The organism is Pacificispira spongiicola, from assembly GCF_012926505.1.
GTDB lineage: Bacteria > Pseudomonadota > Alphaproteobacteria > UBA8366 > Aestuariispiraceae > Pacificispira > Pacificispira spongiicola.
The window spans coordinates 755,247-773,341 of record NZ_JABBNT010000001.1 but is presented as its reverse complement, the minus strand read 5'-3'; the positions used below and the strand labels follow the sequence as shown (position 1 = coordinate 773,341).

Sequence of the window (18,095 nt, the reverse complement as noted above, 5' to 3'; positions counted from 1 at the left end):
GAGACCCGATCATGACGAAACGCCCGCAAGCCATCCCTACGGTGCAAGCCGACAATGACGCCGTGCGCGTCACCGAATGGCATTTCCCGCCAGGGGCGGAAACGGGCCGTCACCGTCATGAGATGGATTATGTCGTCGTACCGATGACGACAGGGCCGCTGACCATCGAATTGCCCGACGGGTCCGTCGTGACATCGGACCTGACCGCCGGGAAATCCTATGCCCGGAATGAAGGGGTCGATCACAACGTCGTCAACGCCAACGACTTTCCCTTCACCTTCGTGGAAGTCGAAATCAAGCGTTAGACAGGATCACGAAAACCTCGACCTGCCCCAGGACGAGCGCCAGGACGAAGTCGGCGACGACCAGCAGCAGGGTGACCAGTACACCGGTCTTGAAGAAGGTCTGGATCATCAGGGCATGGACGCCCAGCGCCCAGATGCGAACGAGGCTGCGTATTCCTTCCGATACGCTGGGCATCATAGGATCGACGGCCAGGATCGCGAACAGCTGGATCGCGAAGGGAATCGCCATGGTCCAGTTCATCGCGGCCACATATTTGGCCCAACGATCCGGCTTGCCGACAAGGGTGCTGACCCCGGCCATGATCAACGGCCAATAGACCCAGACATAGGCATAGGAAATCGAATGCACGAACAGGCGCGTGGGCAGACCGACGTCGGCAAAGATGCTGTCCGCCGGGGTGGAGGAAACAAGCGCCCATAGATAAAGCGGAAAGAAAGGCAGGGCGATCCAGAAGCTTTTGACGACATCGTCGCGCGTGTCGCCAAAGGCCTCCATCGCCGGTCGGCGTCCGATCAGAACCTGCAGGCCAAGGGCGAGTCGTCCCACCGCTTCGGCGAGACTGGGGGGCGTCATGCCGCGGCCTTTTTGAAATAGGCGTCGATCACATGACGGTAGATCGCGGTCAGGGCGACGATATCGGCGGTCGCCACCCGTTCGTCGACCTGATGCATGGTCTTGCCGACCAGTCCGAAATCGACGACCGGACAGTAGTCCTTGATGAAGCGGGAGTCCGACGTGCCGCCGGTGGTGCTGAGATCCGGTTTATGGCCGGTCACTGCCGTGCAGGCGTCGGTCAAAAGATCGGACAGGAGCCCCGGCGGCGTCAGGAAACTTTCCCCCGAAACCACGATGTCCAATGAGAAATTCGCCCCCGGCCCTGCGGCTTCCGTCAGGCGGTCCCGAATTTTCTGTTCCAAAGACGCGCTAGTATGCAGGTCGTTGAAGCGGATATTGAACCGGGCCGTGCCCTGGGCCGGAATGACATTGGTCGCCGCGTTGTCGACGTCGATCTGCGTTACGGACAGGACGGACGGTTCGAAATGATCCGACCCTTCATCGATCCGCCAGTCGACCAGGGAAGCCAGCATTTTCGACAGACGATGCGCCGCGTTGTCCGCCAGATGCGGATAGCCCGTATGCCCCTGTATTCCCTCGACGGTGATGTAGCCGTTCAGGCTGCCCCGGCGACCGATTTTCATCATGGTGCCCAGTTCCGCCGGGTTGGTCGGCTCCCCAGTGATGCAGTGGTCGATCGTCTCGCCCAGTTCAGCCAGGGCGGGCAGCATTTTTTTCGTGCCGTTGATCGACGGGCCTTCCTCGTCGCCCGTGATCAGCAGGCTGATCGATCCGGGCACCGGCCCGGCGTCTTGAAGTCGGCTGGAAATCGCCCCGACCCAGGCGGCGATCGCGCCCTTCATATCCGACGCGCCGCGTCCGATCAGCATTCCGTCCTGAACCGTCGCGGCGAAGGGATCGACGGTCCAGCCGCCGGATTCGCCCTGCGCCCGGCCGACCGGCACGACATCGGTATGCCCGGCGAAGCACAGATTCGGCGATGCCGTCCCCAGCCTGGCATACAGGTTGTCGACCGGATCGGTGCCGTCTTCCTCAAACGGAAGGCGATGGCAGACGAACCCCATATCCTCCAGTACCGATTGCAACAGGTCCAGCGCACCGCCTTCCGCCGGCGTCACGCTGGGGCAGCGGATGAGATCCTGGGCAAAGGTAACGGGGTCGATGGCGTCGGTCCGGGATGAGGGCATGATCGATCAGGTGCGCAGCAGGTCGTTGATGGAGGTCTTGGAGCGGGTCTTTTCATCGACGCGCTTGATGATGACGGCGCAGTAAAGCGACGGGCCCGGCGATCCGTCCGGCAACGGCTTGCCCGGCAGGCTGCCCGGCACGACGACGGAAAAGGCGGGAACGCGGCCCATGAAGACCTCGCCCGTCTGACGGTCGATGATTTTGGTGGACGCGCCGATATAGACGCCCATGGACAGGACGGAGCCTTCTTCGACGATAACGCCTTCGACGACTTCCGACCGGGCACCGACGAAGCAGTTATCCTCGATAATGACAGGCCCGGCTTGCAGGGGTTCCAAAACTCCGCCGATACCGGCACCGCCCGACAGGTGGACGTTCTTGCCGATCTGGGCGCAGGATCCGACCGTCGCCCAGGTATCGACCATCGCGCCGCTATCGACATAGGCACCCAGGTTTACGAAGCTGGGCATCAACACGACATTCGGCGCGATATAGGCAGACCGACGCACGGTGCAGTTCGGCACGGCGCGGAAACCGGCGGCGCGGAATTCCGCTTCGCCCCAACCTTCGAATTTCGACGGGACTTTGTCCCACCAGTTGGTGTTCGTGCCCGGGCCCCCGGCGATCGTCTGCATATCGTTGAGGCGGAAGCTCAACAAAACGGCCATTTTCAGCCACTGATTGACGGTCCAGCCGTCCGCGCCCTTTTCGGCGACGCGTGCCTTGCCGCTGTCCAGCAGGTTCAGTGCCGTTTCCACGGCGTCGCGTACTTCCCCGGTCGTGGCGGGAGAAATCTGATCGCGGTTGTCGAACGCGGTTTCGATAACCGCCTGCAACTGGGTATGGGCCATGCCGGGCGTCTCCTGAACGAATGACGTTTGCACGAATTTCGGCGTGCACGAAATTAAACGAAACCGCCCCGGAAACAGTTTCTTGAACGCGTTCTTCGGCGGGTCGGGCGAACCATACCGTTCATCCGGCGTCGGTCAAGAAGCCTAGCGGCGTGAATTGGCGGTCCAGCGACGCTAGTCCTTTGCGGACCCGCGTTTCGACAGGATCTGTGCGATTTCCAGCCAATAGGCCTCGCCATTCGGATCGGTATAGAACACGCATTCCGTCGCCCTGGCATGGGCGAAGGCGCGGGCGGCTTGGCCGTGTTCGTTCAACAGGGCCTCGGCGCGGCTGTCGGTGGCTGTGCGGTGTTTTGTCATGACGGGTTCTTCTGCTCCCAACCAGACTGAATTTCCGAATATGCGGGTCCCGGCAGAAATTTTTTCCTGAATTCGGTACCCTGATCCGCTTCTGCGGTACCTCAGTATAAGCTGCATTTTAACCATTAAGGAATATTTAATTCTACCAATGGGAATATCCTGGAAGACACGGTTTCCCGCCCGAAAAAATCATTTGGGGCGTTAAGCAGGGGTTAATCGCCGGATGGCAAACTCCTCAGGAAATCAGAATCGTCCGTCAGGAGAATTCACGTATGATTCAGTCCTGCAAATCTTCTGTAAGCCATGCCTACACCCTTATCGGAAAGGGTGATGACGAGGGCGCGCGGGCCGTTTCTGAACGATTGTCGCGATGCGCGATCCGGGGCAGTTGCCCCTATACGCGGGAATGCGAGCGCACGGTGGAAATGTTGCGCAGCGATCTGGCGAACGACGGCAACGGGTATCAGATCCTGTCGCCTGCCATCGGGACGCATTCGGCCGCTCCCCAACCGGCGCGCGCCGGCGGGGAGGGACACCGAAGCCTTAAAGGGCTTTAAGAATAGCCTCTGCGGAGGAAACCTCGAAAGCGCCGGGCGCTTCGACGGCCAGATGGGTCACGGTCCCGTCATCCACGATCATCGCGAAACGCTGACCGCGAATACCCAAACCCGCGGCAACCAGATCCAGTTCCAGGCCCAGCGCCGTGGTGAACGCCGCCGACCCGTCGGCCAGCATGTCGACCTTGCCGTCGGCTTTCTGATCGTCGCCCCAGGCGCCCATGACGAAGGCGTCGTTGACCGCGAGGCAGGCGATGGCGTCGACGCCCTTCGCCTTGATTTCATCGGCATGGCTGACGAAGCCCGGCAGATGTTTCGCGGAGCAAGTCGGCGTGAACGCGCCGGGGACGGAAAACAGGACGACTTTCTTGCCGCCGAAATAGCTGGCGGCGTCCACGTCCTCGGGTCCGTTCTGGCCCATCTTCTTCAGGTTCACCGCCGGAATTTTGTCGCCGGTCTTGATGCTCATCTTCTTTCTCCATCCCATATCGTTCGGGTTAGTTGGGGGCGTGCCAAGTCGACCGGATAGACCGACCGGACCCTCCCGTCGGATTTAAGCTCAAATCGTACTTTGTCCAGCGCGGTTATTGAAGCGCCGCGAAACGGGTGTCGCTATCGGCGGCTTTGATCGCATCCGCCATGGCGTCCTCGCTCAGTAATTCCGGCAGGGTCACGCCTTGCGGCGCGTCGGGGCCATAGACGATATTGAACGGAATGCCGAACCTGTTGTAACGCGCCAGGAAGTCCGAAATCTTGGGGTCGGGGCGTGTCCAGTCCGCGCGCATGGCGACGACGGACGGATCCGACAGCCAGCGTGTGACGGACTGAGAGTCCAGCACGGTTTTTTTGTTCCATTGGCAGGTGACGCACCAATCGGCCGTGACGTCGACCAGGACGGTCTTCCCATCCGCGACGAGGGAGGGGATACGGGCCGGGTCGAAGGTCTGCCAGACTTGATCCGCACCGGTCCGGCTTCCCAAACTGTCGGAAGATCGTCCCACCGGGGTCATGAGCAAGGGAGAGACGACGAGGACGGCAGAGAGGGCGGCGGACAAAGGCCACGCAAACCGGCCGATCCGCGATCCGTCCAGTTTGCGCGAGGCCAATACGGCGATGGCCAGTGCGGCCAGAGCACCGATCCCGGCGGCGTTTTCGACGCCCAGGCTGACCGCCAGAATGGACAACAGCCACACCGCCGTGCCGATCAGGGCCAGGGCCAAAATCCAGCGCAGCCGGATCATCCAGGCGCCGGGCCGCGGCAGTAGCCGGACGAGGCCGGGGAAGACCGCGACGATCAGATAGGGAAGGGCCAGACCGATCCCCAGCGCCAGAAAGACGGCGGCTATTTCCAGCGGGCCTGACGCCAGGGCGAAGCCGACGGCTGTCCCCAGGAAGGGTGCGCTGCACGGTGTCGCCAGCAAGGTGGCGAAGGCGCCGGACAGGAAATCGCCGAAATGGCCGTGATGGGCGCTGTCGCGACCCGCGCGGTCACCGACCCAACCGGGTAGCCGGAATTCGAACAGGCCCAGCAGATTGCTGGCGAACAGGGTCAGCAACGCGACCATGAAGGCTAGGAAGACCGGTTGTTGAAATTGAATGCCCCAGCCGACGCCCAAACCCGCGAGTTTCAGGCCGATCGCCGCCCCGGCGAGCAGCATGAAGGAGGCTAGAATCCCTGCCGAACTGGCCAGAAACCCGATCCGAACATCACGGCGGTCCTTCCCGGATTTCGAAATCACGGACAGAAGCTTCAGCGACAGGACGGGCAGGACGCAGGGCATCAGGTTCAGAATCAATCCGCCCAGCAGCGCCAGCCCCAGGATCAGCCAAAGCGAGTGCCCGTCGGATATCGGTTCGGCGGCCATCGAAATCGGGAATTCGCCGATTTCCGGGTGCAGGAAGCGTTCGATCGCGCGGTTGCCGTCGACAAAGGTGACGGTGACTCCTTCCGACGCGATGCGCTCCGCGGTCAGATTGCCGGGCGCATGGACGCTCAGGATCGCACTTTTACCGTCACCGGAAGGGGAAATCGTCGGCACGTCGAAATAGGCACCGCCGGGACCTTCGACGAAGAGGTCCGGATTGTTAAGCATTTCGGCGGAAACGGCGACCGCGACTTGCGCGGCGCCATCGGCGAGCGCGGTGACGACGGCCCGGTCGACGGAAAGGTCGCTGCCGATCGTGTCCGATGTCGGGACGCGGGCGCGATACTGGTCCAGCAGATGCGCTTCCGGGCTGACTCCGGCCTGCCCGGCGGGCAGGGTCAGATCGATATCGGCGGTCCCCGGCACGCAGATTTCCGAACAAATCAGAAAATCCACCGTCCCGGCCAGGGTTGTCGGCGCGCCGGGATTGTTCAGCGCGACCGTCAGCGGAAAGACAACGGCGCCTTCATATCCCAAAGTACCGATATCAAAGATTTCAAACCGTTCCGGGACAGGCCACTGCATGGCGACGGAGGCCACGTTGTCGGATTTCGACCAATCCGCTTCCGGCGGCAGGCCCGCGTCGCCGGGGGTGCGCCAGTAAATCTTCCACCCCGGTTCCATCCGGAATTCCAGGCCGAAATCGACCGTGGCCGCCGGGGCGGTTCCGTCATCGCCGGATGCGACGGCGGATGAGGCGGAAATCAAGCGCACGGCGGTGCCGGTGGACTGCTGCCAATCGCCGCTATTCGCCTGGGCGATGCCGGCCGACGGAGGTGCCGTCAGAACAAGGCCCAGAGGGACGATCAGCGCCAGTGCGAGGGAAATCAGACGCGCCATCGGGCGGACACTCTTTTCACTTCGGAAACTATCGGATCGGGCCCGTATATAGGGTGTTCGGGCGGCGACTTAAACTCACATCTCCGTGCGGCATGATGACCCGCCGGGTAAAAGCTCTGCTCTTCCATCTGCGGCGCGGGCACACTAAACTTATGAAGTGAGAGCCGATCGCGACGCGCGCCGACAGGACGCCAGGAGAGATTTTGGACACGACACATACCCATTCGGGCTACCTGACCGGACAGTTTCTGATCGCCATGCCCAGTATGACCGACCCCCGGTTTCAGCGGTCGGTGATCTATTTGTGCGTCCACAATGCGGAAGGGGCGATGGGTCTTGTCGTGAACCGGCTGGTGGATTCGCTGACCTTCGACGAATTGCTGGAACAGTTGAATATCGGCCGTCCGGACGGCGGCGAGGAAATCCGGGTGCATTTCGGCGGCCCCGTGGAATCGGGACGCGGATTCGTGCTGCATTCCGCCGATTATTCCCGTGAAGGAACGGTCCTGATGGATAATGGAATCGGATTGACCGCGACCGTGGATATCCTGCGCGACATGGCCGGGGGGACGGGGCCGCGGGACAGCCTGCTCGCGCTCGGCTATGCCGGATGGGGGCCGGGGCAACTCGATGCCGAAATCCAGGAAAATGCCTGGCTGACGGTCCCCGCCGAACCGGACCTTCTATTCGACAAGGCATTGGACCGGAAATGGGATCGCGCGGTTGCCACGATCGGATTCGACCCCAGCCTTTTGTCTTCCGAAGCTGGGCGGGCATGATTTAGATCAATTCTAAATATTCCTTGAACATGATATAAAAACTAATATATCGCATTGAGATGAATCAGTCCTGCAATTCGGGACTATTTCAAAGACACTTTCGCCGGGGCGGCGTTCCGATGCCCGGCGACCTTCGAACGGAAAGGACAAACACATGGAAATCGATATCGGTATTCCCCAGGATGACCGCAAAGCCATCGCTGCGGGTCTGTCCCGCGTTCTAGCCGACAGTTACACCCTTTATCTGAAGACCCACAACTTCCATTGGAACGTGACCGGGCCGATGTTCAACACGCTGCACCTGATGTTTGAAGGTCAGTATACGGAACTCGCCACCGCCGTGGACGAAATCGCGGAACGCATCCGGGCGCTCGGCGAGACTGCACCGGGTACTTACAGCGCCTTCGCGAAGCTGAGCCAGATCGAGGAAGAAGAAGGCGTTCCGCCGGCCAAGGAAATGATTGAGCAGCTTGTCCGTGGCCACGAAACGGTCGCGAGAACGGCACGGTCTGTTTTCCCGCTGGCCGAAAAGGGCGGCGATGAGCCGACGGCGGACCTTCTGACCCAACGTCTGCAAATTCACGAAAAGACGGCCTGGATGCTGCGGAGCCTGTTGGCGGAGTAATCGAGTGCCTCTCCTGTCGCGATGTCGGCGGTCACGATGGGTCACGACCCCGTGACCGTCGATTGACGCGGAACGGGAATTCTCCAAGCTTATATCCGCATCGTTCGGATAAGGAGCTTGAAGACATGCTGATCAAAGTGAAGCGCGGCTGGGAACTGCCTGAATCGGCTGCCATCAGCGAAAGTCAGTACTTGAACCGCCGCAGCCTGCTGAAAAAGCTGGCTGTCGGATCGGTTCTGGCCGGGTCTGCCCTGTCCGGCGGCATGTCGCTTTCCCGGCGAGCTTATGCGGAAACAGATCCCAGCGCGGATCTTTACCCGGTCTCGGCGAACGGGAAATACACGGTTCCGGAACGACCGCTGACGTCCGAAAAGGACGCGACCACCTACAATAATTTCTACGAATTCGGCACGCATAAAGGCATCTACGAGGATGCCCAGGCGATGAAGCTGCGCCCTTGGGAAATCCGGATCGACGGTCTGGTCGAAAAGGAAATGACCCTCGATATCGACGGTCTGCTCAGCAAGGTGCAGCTTGAGGAGCGGGTTTATCGTCACCGATGCGTCGAAACCTGGGCCATGACGGTGCCGTGGTCGGGCTTTCCCATGTCCCAGTTGATCGCACTGGCAAAGCCGTTAAGCGGTGCGAAATACATCCGCATGGAAACCCTGGCGGATAAGGAGGCCATGTCGAATTTGGGCGCCTTCTGGTACCCCTGGCCCTATACCGAAGGGGTTACCATGGAAGAAGGCATGAACGATCTGTGCTTCATGGTGACGGGCCTGTTCGGTAAGCCGCTGCCGAAACAGAACGGCGCGCCGCTGCGAATCGCCTTGCCGTGGAAATACGGTTTCAAATCCATCAAATCGATCGTGCGTTTCACCTTCACGGACGAACGGCCCGTCGGCTATTGGGAAGAGCTTCAGGACAGCGAATACGGATTTTGGGCGAATGTGAACCCGGAAGTACCGCATCCGCGCTGGTCGCAGGCGCAGGAGCGGTTGCTGACGACGGGTGACACGGTGCCGACTCAGCTATACAATGGCTATGGCGAATTCGTGGCGGGCCTATATTCCGGCCTGCAGGAATCCGAGGGAATCCGCCTGTTCCGGTGAGTTTGGGACGGGCGGACAACATTGTTTGTATGCGATTGACAACGATTGTCTTAAATTAAAATAAAATTTTCTGCAAAATTTGATAAAAGATTAATCGCATTATTGCGGTGATCTTGCCAAAAATCCTGTTTCTCCGCGATAATTGGTGTCGCAAGAGCAGCCCGTTACCGTTGCGTCGTCATGACGCGAAACGCCTTATCGGAGAAGTTCGCGACAGCGTGACGCAGGTCACCGCGAAACGGAAACCGACGGCAGGAACGGACCTCGTGCAAATTGGGAACCGTGGCGGTCAGAAGACACGCATCGGGCTAGGGGCGCGAAGACCGGGAGTGCCTGTGACGGCATCGACCGGGATAAGGAAGTCGTGCGATGGATATTCTAAGCGCTTTGCAGGCCGAGAGCGGCAGCGGTGAAACTTTTGTCGAACTGAACGCGATGGGGCCGACCGTCGTGCCGGGTGGCGATGACTTGCTGCTCGGCGACTATGCACGCCTCGGCCCCGATCTTCAGATCACACTGCCGACCGGTGATTCCGTCGTCGTCGTCGATTACTTCGCCGACCCCACCTCCGCGCCGCCTGCGTTGCAGACCGAAGCGGGCGCCGTGATGAATGGCGACCTCGTGTCTCAACTCGCCGGGCCGATGGTGCCGGACCTTCAGGTGGCGCAGGCCGGTACCAGCGACGCCTTGGGCGATCCTGCCGGCCATGTCGACCAGATGAAGGGCGATGTCGTCGCGCTGCGCGGCGGTGTCGAAGTCGAACTGGGCGCGGGCGATCCGATTTATGAAGGCGATGTTCTGGTAACAGGCGCCGGTGGCGCGGTCGGCATCGTCTTTGCCGACAATTCGACCATGTCCATGGGCGGCGAGGCGCGTATTTCCATCGACGAGATGGTCTATGACGCGAATGCCGGTTCCGGGTCGCAGCTTTTCGACATCGTGCAAGGCGCGTTCGTGTTCGCATCCGGTCAGATCGGCCACAACAATCCCGAAGACGTCCAGGTCCGCACGCCTGTCGCCACGATCGGGATTCGCGGCACGAAATATGCTGTCAATGTCGATCAGGAGCGCGGTGACGCGTCGGTCACCCTGTTCGAAGGGGCCGTGTCCGTGTCGAACGCGGCGGGCGAGGTCCTGCTGAACTCCATCGGTCAGTCGACGCTGGTCTCCTCGTTCAACACGCCGCCGGGTCAGGTCTTCATCATGGACCCGGACACGCAGACCCGGACCTATGGCGATGCCATCGACTATCATCCGAACACGCCGCAACTGCGCGAGGATGACGACGGCGGGGGCAATGACGGGATAGACGAAAGCGACCTCGGCGCCGAAGACCTCGAAAAACTAGCCGAGGAACTGGACGACCTGGAAACCGCCGCGGGCGGTCCGGCGGGCGTCCTGGGCGGCTTCACGGAAAGCGCCCTGTTCCTGCGCCTGTTGAGCGGCGTCCTGCAGGGCGGCGGGTTGACCTCCGGCAGTCTGGCCGACGATCAGGCTGACGGTTCCAGCGGTTTGGCGGAGTTGCTGAACTCCAACAACGGTAACGATCTCGGAAACACGACCGGTCCCGATACATCGGGTCCGATTACGAATCTCTCCATCAGCGGCCGGTCCGATCCCTATACCTATTCGTCTGGTCTCTCCGTCAACATTCAAGGCGGGTCCGGTCTCAGCGATCATTTCACGATTTCGGTCCCCGACAGCGTCGGCGGCACGTCCTGGGGCGTGACGCAAAGCGGCACCACGGTGTCGATTACCGGTGAAGCGACCGACGGTTCCTCCACGTTCAATATGAACGGTGTCGAAGAACTGTCGCTCGACCTTGGGGCCAGCCCGGATCAGGTGACGATCGGCGATCTGTCGAATACCGACATCGCGCAAAGCACCGTTTATATCCATGCGGGCGAAGGTGATGACGTCGTGACCGGCGAAAACGTCGGCAAGCGCTTGGTCATCGAAGGCGAAGGCGGCGACGACACGCTGACCGGCAGCAACCGGAACGACGACATCTACGGCGGGGCCGGGAACGATACGCTCGACGGCGGAACCGGCAATGATCTGTTGGACGGCGGTGCCGGTGACGATACGATCACCGTCTCGTTGACCGGCGGCGAGGTTGAACCCGTCGAATTAACGGCTGACGAGATTGAAGCCGCGTCCGACGAAGCCCTGGCGGCGATCAACCGCACCGTGGACATTGTGCGCGGCGGAGAGGGCAATGACACTGTCATCGTGACTTTCGATGCGGACATGGCCGCCGATCCGGCATTCGTGCAGGATCTATTCGCCCTTAAGGCGTTCATCGAAGAAAATCCGCAAGGCACGCAGACTTTCACCGCGCTGGGTCTCGAAATCTCCGGTGTTGAAAGTGTCGAATTCGACGGTGCATTCCCCGATCTGGATGCGATCCTGCCGTCCGTCACCTGGGGCGAGGCGGTTGAGGACGAACCCGTCAACTTGAATGTCAGCCTGGACGGCGACGCGGACAGCCCGTTTCTGTCGTCCCTGACCGTCACTCTGGACGGTATCCCGGAAGGCGCCGTGCTGACGCTGCCGAATGGCGCGACCTATGACGGTGGATCCGTGATCACACTGGAAATCGGTGATGGCGAAGGTCAGGTGACGGAAGAAGACCTTGCCAACCTGACCGTGACCCTACCCGAAAACTATTCCGGCACTTTGTCGGTCACGGCGTCTGTATCGGTGGAGAACGAACTGCTGGGCACTTCCGGCGGTGGCGAGGCCCCCGAAACCGAGGTTGTTGTCGCGGCTGTTGCCGACGGCGCGGATGTCACACTGACGGATGCGTCGGGCCTGGAAGACGGCACAATCCCGCTGTCCATCGATGTGACCCAGTTGGACGAGTCGGAAGACGTAACGATTTCCATCGGCGGCCTGCCGGAAGATGCGGTGCTGCTGGACAGTGCCGGGAACGAACTGGACTCCTCCAACCTGACCCTTGCCGACCTGGACGGGATCAGGGTCCGTCCGGGGCCGAACTATTCCGGTAGCTTCGATTTGACCGTGACCGTGACGACCACGGACGGGGATGCGACGAGTACCGATACGCAGACGCTGACGGTCGATGTGGCCGCCATTGCGGATGGTGCCGACCTCACCGTATCGGATGCGACAGGTCTGGAAGATGGAGAGATCGCGCTTTCCATTGATGTGACTCAGCTGGACGAGTCCGAAGACCTGACAATTTCCATCAGCGGCCTGCCGGAAGACGCGGTGCTGCTGGACAGTGCCGGGAACGAGTTGGATGCGTCCAACCTGTCGGTTGCCGATCTGGATGGCATCAAGGTCCGCCCGGGACTGAACTATTCCGGCAGTTTCGATTTGACCGTGAGTGTTACGACCGCGGATGGCGACGCGACGACCACGGACACGCAGACGCTGACGGTCGATGTGACCGCCGTTGCCGACGGCGCGGAAGTGGCGGTGTCCGATGCGACGGGCCTGGAAGATCAGGCTATCCCGCTGTCGATCGACGTGACGCAACTGGACGAAGGTCAGGATCTGACGATTTCCATCGACGGCCTGCCGGACGGTGCGACGCTGTTGGACGGGTCGGGGAACGAACTGGACGCGGGTAATCTGACGCTCGCCGATCTGGATGGGATTCAGGTCCTGCCGGGCCCGAACTATTCAGGCAGTTTCGATCTGACGGTGACGGCGACGACCACGGACGGAAACGAGACGGTAACGGATTCCCAAACCCTGACGGTCGACGTCGCCGGGGTGGCGGATGGTGCCGAAATCGGCGCGGCGAATGTGTCCGGCGTGGAAGACGGAACCATTGCCCTGTCCATCGATGTTACGAAGATCGATGACTCCGAAACAACCGCGATTTCCATCGACGGTCTGCCGGAGGGCGCGACGTTGCTGGACAGCGCCGGGAACGAACTGGATCCGGACAACCTTGCGCTGGAGGATTTGGACGGTCTGAAGGTTCAACCCGCGGCGGATTATGCTGGTAGCTTCGATCTGACCGTGACGGTGACGAGCACGGACGGCGAGTCCACGACCACCGATACGCAAACCCTGACGGTCGACATTGGCGCCGTCGCGGATGAAGCGGTCGTGACAGTCAGCGATGCGCTGGGTGTCGAAGACGGTGCCGCGATTCCGCTGTCGATTTCGGTCGGCCAAGGTGATGCGGACGGATCCGAAACCTTGACCGTTGCCATCCAAGGCTTTGTTTCCGGCACGATTTTCTATGACGCGGACGACAACCTCGTCGATCCGACCGATGTGCCGTTGAGTGCGTTGGACGGATTGAAGGTTCTGCCGCCCGCCAACTATGCGGGCACGATGACCCTGACGGTCGTCGCGACGTCCATCGACGGCGACAGCATCAGTTCCGTCGAACAGGAACTGTCGGTCGATGTGACCGGTATTGCCGACGCCCCGGAAATCACCGCATCCGATCTGGTGTCGGAAGGCGGCGTCGATCTGGCGCTGTCCATCGATGCGGAACTGACCGATACCGACGGGTCGGAAACCCTGACTGTCGAAATTGCCGGTTTGCCGCAGGGCTTCAAGCTGACGGATGCCGAGGGTGGCGAATACGAAGGCAGCCCGGCACAAATCCCGGTCGCGTCCCTGTCGTCGCTGACGCTGGTCCCGGTGGCCGGTTTCGAAGGTGTGGTGCCGCTGACGATCACGGCGACCGCAACGGAAGAAAACGGCGACACCAATACGGTGACGCAGGATATCAGCCTGACCTTCACCGATGTCGCATTGGCTCCGGTCTTGAGCGTGATGAACGCCACGGGGGACGAGGACGGCGACATTGCGCTGACCATCGGTGCCGTCGCGGGCAGTGAAGGCGACACGGTGGGCGTGACGATTTCCGGTCTGCCCGACGGTGCTGAACTGACGAATGCGGCGGGCGAGACCTTCACCGGCAGCGAAATTTCGCTGACGCCGGACCAACTGGTCGGCCTGACGGTGAAACCGCCCGCGAATTCGGACGCGAATTTCGATCTGACCATCGTCGCGACCGGCACGGATGGCGCGCAGTCCGCCGTCACCTCCGCGACGATGACCGTCACGGTCGATGCGGTCGCCGATACACCCAGCCTGACGGTATCCGCCGTATCCGGCCTGGAAGATCAGCCGATCGACCTGAACATCGATGCCCACCTGACCGATACGGATGGGTCGGAAACGTTGACGGTTCGGATTTCCGGCCTGCCGGACGGCTTCACCCTGACCGACGAGGCGGGCAACAGCTATAGTGGCAGCCCGGCGACCATCCCGGCGTCTTCCGTTAACACCCTGTCCCTGGTCTCGCCGCTGAACTATGTCGGTGCGGTGGCGCTGACGGTGACCGCGATCGCGACGGAAGCCAATGGCGGCGACCATGCGCTGGTGCAAAAGAACCTGTCGGTCACGATCGGCGCGGATGTCGATGTCCCGACCATTTCGGTGTTGAGCGAAGCGACCGGCAACGAGGATCAGGATATTGCGCTGGATATCGCCATCGGCAATATCGATCCGAACCAGGATACCAGCGTGTCCATCACCGGCCTGCCAGAAGGCGCGGTCCTGACGAATGCGGCGGGCGATACCTTCACCACCGATCCGGCGGTTCTGACCCTGGATCAGTTGGACGGCCTTATGGTCACCCCGCCGGCCGGGTCTTCCGTCGACTTCGCATTGGGCGTTTCGGTCACCACGTCGCAGGGCGGCGAAAGCGTGACGACGGCACAGAGCCTGGACGTTACGGTGCGGGCGGTGGTCGACGACTTCACGCTCACCCTCGGCGATGCGGAAGTCGTCCTGGGCCGCGCGGAATCCACGACCGAAACCGGCACGAACGGTGACGATACGATGATCGGCGGCGCGGGCAGCGATACGCTGATCGGCGGCGACGGCAACGACCACCTGATCGGCGACGGCGACAATCTGGATGCGACGGTGTCCCTGGATATCCAAGCGACGCTGGGCGATCTGGACGGGTCGGAATTGCTGACCGTGACGATTTCCGGCCTGCCGGATGGCGTGCAGATTTATCAGGGCGGCGAATTGCTGGCCACGGGCGGTGCGGTGACGCTGGCATCCGATGCGCTGGATGAAGTCGAACTGGTCGTGCCGCCGGGCGTCGGCGATTTCGATCTTCAGGTGACGGCCAATGTCACGGATTTCGATGCCGACGGCGGCAGCGATTCCGCGACGACCACGGGTATCATTTCCGTGTCCGTCGATGACGGGTCGGGCCTGGGCTCCAACGACGTCCTGGATGGCGGTGCGGGCGACGATATCCTCGACGGTGGTGCCGGTGCGGATACGTTGATCGGCGGCACGGGTGCCGACACGTTGAACGGCGGTAGCGGCAACGACAGCCTGCAAGTCACCATGGACGGCACGGTTGTCGACAACGTCCTGAATGTCCTGACGGATGCCGGCGGCGATGTCGTGGATGGCGGGGCCGGGACCGATACGTTGACGCTGAAGCTGACGGTGACCGATTGGGATTTGCTGGAAGGCGTTACCAAGGCGGCGCTGCAGGATCTGGTGGACTTCGTTTCATCCGGCGATGCGGCGACCATGTCCCGCGAATTCCCGGCCCTGAACCTGACGGTCAGTGGGATCGAAGCTCTGAACATCGTCGATATCAACGGCGAACCGGTGCCGCTGGAAGCGATCATGCCCGACCCGGAAGAAGGCATTACCTTCACCGGAACCAATGCGACGGATATTGCCGAAGGCACCGACTACGACGACGTGATGGATGGCGGGCACGGTGACGACACCCTGTCCGGTTTGGGCGGCGACGATACGATCCTGGGCGGCAGCGGTCAGGATGTCCTGAACGGCGGCGACGGCAACGACTGGATCGACGGCGGCCAGGGGGACGACACGATCACCGGCGGCGCGGGCGACGATACGATGTTCGGCGGTCAGGGCAATGATCGGATTTATGCCGACGGCGGTTCCGACACGGTCGACGGCGGCCAGGGCGATGACCGGATCACCGTGACGATCGCCCCTGAAGAGGAAGGCCGGGAGCTGAACCTCGATGGCGGCGGCAACAACGATACCCTACTGATCCAGTTGAGCGGCGATCAGGCCGACCTCAATGCGGTGCTGGCCGAAATCGCCGCGGCGAAGACGGCGTCCAGTGCCGATCCGTCGGGGACTTACGAAATCGCAAGCCTGGGCATTACCTTCACCAGCTTCGAAACCATCGACGTCACGGTCGATGGCGAGGCGGCGGAATATACGCCGGAACTGTCCCTGGACGATGCGGTCGACGTACAGTCCGCCGCTCTTGTCGATGGGGCAGCCGTCCTGGACGATGTCGAGATCGACGATGTCGACGGGTCTGTCATGACCCAGGCAACCGTCACGATTGCCAGCGGCTATCAGGACGGCGACCAACTGTCGATCAACACGGATCTGCTGCAAAGCCTGGGCCTGACAGTCAGTGCCACGACGACCGCCGCGGGCTTCGTCCTGACGTTGAGCGGCAATGCCTCCATCGCCAGCTACGAAACGGCTTTGGAATCGGTCAAGCTCTCCAGCACGGACAGCGTCGCGGAAGCGGGCGACCGGGTGTTGCAGGTATCGGTTACGGATGTTGATGGCAATGTCTCCGATCTGTCCGATGTGACGGTGTCGGTCGAACTGCCGGACGGGCCGGTCTTGCAGGATACGTCCGACGGCGCGCGGGACAGCGCGGTCTTTGTCACGGAGGCAAGCAATTCCGGCGCGACGGTGTCCGAGGTTTCGAATGTTTCGGAAACCACCACGAACGACCTGGTCCTTACCGTTTCCAAATATTGGAGCGGCGGCAGCGGCCAGTTCGAGGTTCTGGTAAACGGGACGTCGATCGGTACCTTCTCCGCACCGCAGGGCGGTCATCACCACAGCAGCTTCTGGCAGCAGGTGACGATCCCGGATGTGACCCTGCCCATCGGTTCGGAAAGCGCGATTGAAATTCGCGGCGTCACCAGCGATTCCAACGTTGCCGTCAGCCGCTTGGAATACGGCGATACGGAAATGTACGCCACCAGCCATGGCTGGGAGTTGGACGAGCCGGACGACAACGACTGGGACGACAACTGCCACAACGATTATTGGGACGGCAACTACGGCTACATGGTGCTGGATTGGGGCGATACGACGGTTGCCCTATCCACGTCCGAAGACGGGTCCGTCACCATGCTGGACGGTTGGCAGATCGACGACGACGGCGCAATGCGTGGTCTTCAGGATGCCGATCTGGGGCAGCGGTTCAGTCAGATCGATATGGGCGAAGGCACCGACTGGGTCGTCGGGGCAGCCGGGACCAGCGACAATATGGAAATCAACCTGACGAAATCCATCTGGCAGGACGCGGAAAACGTCCTGGGTGGCGGCGGGGACGATATCCTGGTCGGCAACGGCAGCGGCAACCTGCTGGCGGGTGGCGACGGCAACGACGTTCTGGTGTCTGGCGGGTCCAAGGATTATCTGGTCGGCGGGTCCGGCGATGACGAGATGCATTACGACATCGACGACATCCAGACCGCCGGTCTTGCCGAGGATCACGAAGGCTACGGCATGCTGGATCAGGCGATCCGCGAAGCCTACGAGGCGAATGACCTCGACGGGGCGGAGGCGCTGGAATCCCTGCGTGCCGGTGTCGACGGCGGCAGCGGCAACGACACGTTGAAGCTGACCGGCGGCGATGGCGGCCTCAGCAATCTGACCGGGTCGTCGTTGGCGAATGCGGCGTCGAATATCGAAATCCTCGACGTCACGGGCGTCGACGGTCCGGTCGACATGTCGCTGTCCGTCGACGATCTGATCCAAATGACGGACGACCGGGACGAGTTGAAGATCCTGAAAGACGGCGACGACACGGTGAAGGTCGGCGACACGGATTACGGGGTCGGCGAACACACGATCAGCGTGGATGGCGTCGACTTCAAACTGGTGATCGAAGACAAGGATCCGACGGTCGACGTCTAAACCCGA

At 61.5% G+C, this 18,095-nt stretch carries 12 protein-coding genes; 6 read left to right on the top strand and 6 right to left on the bottom strand.

Annotation, left to right across the window (positions count from 1 at the left end):
- Positions 1-11: 11 nt before the first annotated feature.
- Positions 12-305, top strand: coding sequence for a cupin domain-containing protein (locus tag HH303_RS03560; protein ID WP_169623810.1), 294 nt, complete (start codon positions 12-14; stop codon positions 303-305).
- Here the strand turns inward: HH303_RS03560 and HH303_RS03555 are convergent.
- The 4 genes from HH303_RS03555 to HH303_RS03540 all read right to left on the bottom strand — a co-directional run bounded on the left by HH303_RS03555 (position 295) and on the right by HH303_RS03540 (position 3,281).
- Complete coding sequence (locus tag HH303_RS03555; RefSeq protein WP_169623809.1) at positions 295-879, bottom strand: hypothetical protein; 585 nt, start codon at positions 877-879, stop codon at positions 295-297. The genes HH303_RS03560 and HH303_RS03555 overlap by 11 nt on opposite strands.
- Complete coding sequence (gene dapE, locus HH303_RS03550; protein ID WP_169623808.1) at positions 876-2,069, bottom strand: succinyl-diaminopimelate desuccinylase; 1,194 nt, start codon at positions 2,067-2,069, stop codon at positions 876-878. Before dapE ends, HH303_RS03555 begins: the two co-directional genes overlap by 4 nt.
- 6 nt (positions 2,070-2,075) lie before the next feature.
- Positions 2,076-2,921 (bottom strand): 2,3,4,5-tetrahydropyridine-2,6-dicarboxylate N-succinyltransferase, encoded by an 846-nt coding sequence (gene dapD / locus HH303_RS03545; protein ID WP_169623807.1) that lies wholly within the window; start codon positions 2,919-2,921, stop codon positions 2,076-2,078.
- A gap of 174 nt (positions 2,922-3,095) precedes the next feature.
- Complete coding sequence (locus HH303_RS03540) at positions 3,096-3,281, bottom strand: hypothetical protein (RefSeq protein WP_169623806.1); 186 nt, start codon at positions 3,279-3,281, stop codon at positions 3,096-3,098.
- 272 nt (positions 3,282-3,553) lie between these two features.
- Here HH303_RS03540 and HH303_RS03535 point away from each other — a divergent pair, with 272 nt between their 5' ends.
- On the top strand, positions 3,554-3,838 hold the full coding sequence (locus HH303_RS03535; protein ID WP_169623805.1) for a hypothetical protein: 285 nt from the start codon (positions 3,554-3,556) through the stop codon (positions 3,836-3,838).
- Here HH303_RS03535 and HH303_RS03530 read toward each other — a convergent pair.
- Both HH303_RS03530 and HH303_RS03525 read right to left on the bottom strand, forming a co-directional pair.
- Entirely contained in the window at positions 3,825-4,307 is a 483-nt protein-coding gene (locus HH303_RS03530) for a peroxiredoxin (RefSeq protein ID WP_169623804.1), read from the bottom strand. The genes HH303_RS03535 and HH303_RS03530 overlap by 14 nt on opposite strands.
- A gap of 115 nt (positions 4,308-4,422) precedes the next feature.
- Positions 4,423-6,603 (bottom strand): protein-disulfide reductase DsbD family protein, encoded by a 2,181-nt coding sequence (locus HH303_RS03525; protein WP_169623803.1) that lies wholly within the window; start codon positions 6,601-6,603, stop codon positions 4,423-4,425.
- 200 nt (positions 6,604-6,803) lie between these two features.
- Here HH303_RS03525 and HH303_RS03520 point away from each other — a divergent pair, with 200 nt between their 5' ends.
- The 4 genes from HH303_RS03520 to HH303_RS20230 all read left to right on the top strand — a co-directional run bounded on the left by HH303_RS03520 (position 6,804) and on the right by HH303_RS20230 (position 18,089).
- Positions 6,804-7,382 carry a YqgE/AlgH family protein gene (locus tag HH303_RS03520; protein ID WP_406610864.1) on the top strand — a complete coding sequence of 193 codons (579 nt, stop codon included), beginning with the start codon at positions 6,804-6,806 and terminating at the stop codon, positions 7,380-7,382.
- Positions 7,383-7,536: 154 nt separating this feature from the next.
- Complete coding sequence (locus HH303_RS03515) at positions 7,537-8,007, top strand: Dps family protein (protein WP_169623801.1); 471 nt, start codon at positions 7,537-7,539, stop codon at positions 8,005-8,007.
- A 125-nt stretch (positions 8,008-8,132) separates the two neighbouring features.
- On the top strand, positions 8,133-9,122 hold the full coding sequence (gene msrP / locus HH303_RS03510; RefSeq protein WP_169623800.1) for a protein-methionine-sulfoxide reductase catalytic subunit MsrP: 990 nt from the start codon (positions 8,133-8,135) through the stop codon (positions 9,120-9,122).
- Between the two features lie 369 nt (positions 9,123-9,491).
- Positions 9,492-18,089 (top strand): FecR domain-containing protein, encoded by an 8,598-nt coding sequence (locus HH303_RS20230; protein ID WP_169623799.1) that lies wholly within the window; start codon positions 9,492-9,494, stop codon positions 18,087-18,089.
- Positions 18,090-18,095: the final 6 nt, after the last annotated feature.

What these genes read in the sequence shown, in the direction of transcription:
- HH303_RS03560 (WP_169623810.1), top strand. Translation starts at nt 12, where the DNA reads ATGACGAAACGCCCGCAAGCCATCCCTACGGTGCAAGCCGACAATGAC.
- HH303_RS03555 (WP_169623809.1), bottom strand. Translation starts at nt 879, where the DNA reads ATGACGCCCCCCAGTCTCGCCGAAGCGGTGGGACGACTCGCCCTTGGC.
- dapE (WP_169623808.1), bottom strand. Translation starts at nt 2,069, where the DNA reads ATGCCCTCATCCCGGACCGACGCCATCGACCCCGTTACCTTTGCCCAG.
- dapD (WP_169623807.1), bottom strand. Translation starts at nt 2,921, where the DNA reads ATGGCCCATACCCAGTTGCAGGCGGTTATCGAAACCGCGTTCGACAAC.
- HH303_RS03540 (WP_169623806.1), bottom strand. Translation starts at nt 3,281, where the DNA reads ATGACAAAACACCGCACAGCCACCGACAGCCGCGCCGAGGCCCTGTTG.
- HH303_RS03535 (WP_169623805.1), top strand. Translation starts at nt 3,554, where the DNA reads ATGATTCAGTCCTGCAAATCTTCTGTAAGCCATGCCTACACCCTTATC.
- HH303_RS03530 (WP_169623804.1), bottom strand. Translation starts at nt 4,307, where the DNA reads ATGAGCATCAAGACCGGCGACAAAATTCCGGCGGTGAACCTGAAGAAG.
- HH303_RS03525 (WP_169623803.1), bottom strand. Translation starts at nt 6,603, where the DNA reads ATGGCGCGTCTGATTTCCCTCGCACTGGCGCTGATCGTCCCTCTGGGC.
- HH303_RS03515 (WP_169623801.1), top strand. Translation starts at nt 7,537, where the DNA reads ATGGAAATCGATATCGGTATTCCCCAGGATGACCGCAAAGCCATCGCT.
- msrP (WP_169623800.1), top strand. Translation starts at nt 8,133, where the DNA reads ATGCTGATCAAAGTGAAGCGCGGCTGGGAACTGCCTGAATCGGCTGCC.
- HH303_RS20230 (WP_169623799.1), top strand. Translation starts at nt 9,492, where the DNA reads ATGGATATTCTAAGCGCTTTGCAGGCCGAGAGCGGCAGCGGTGAAACT.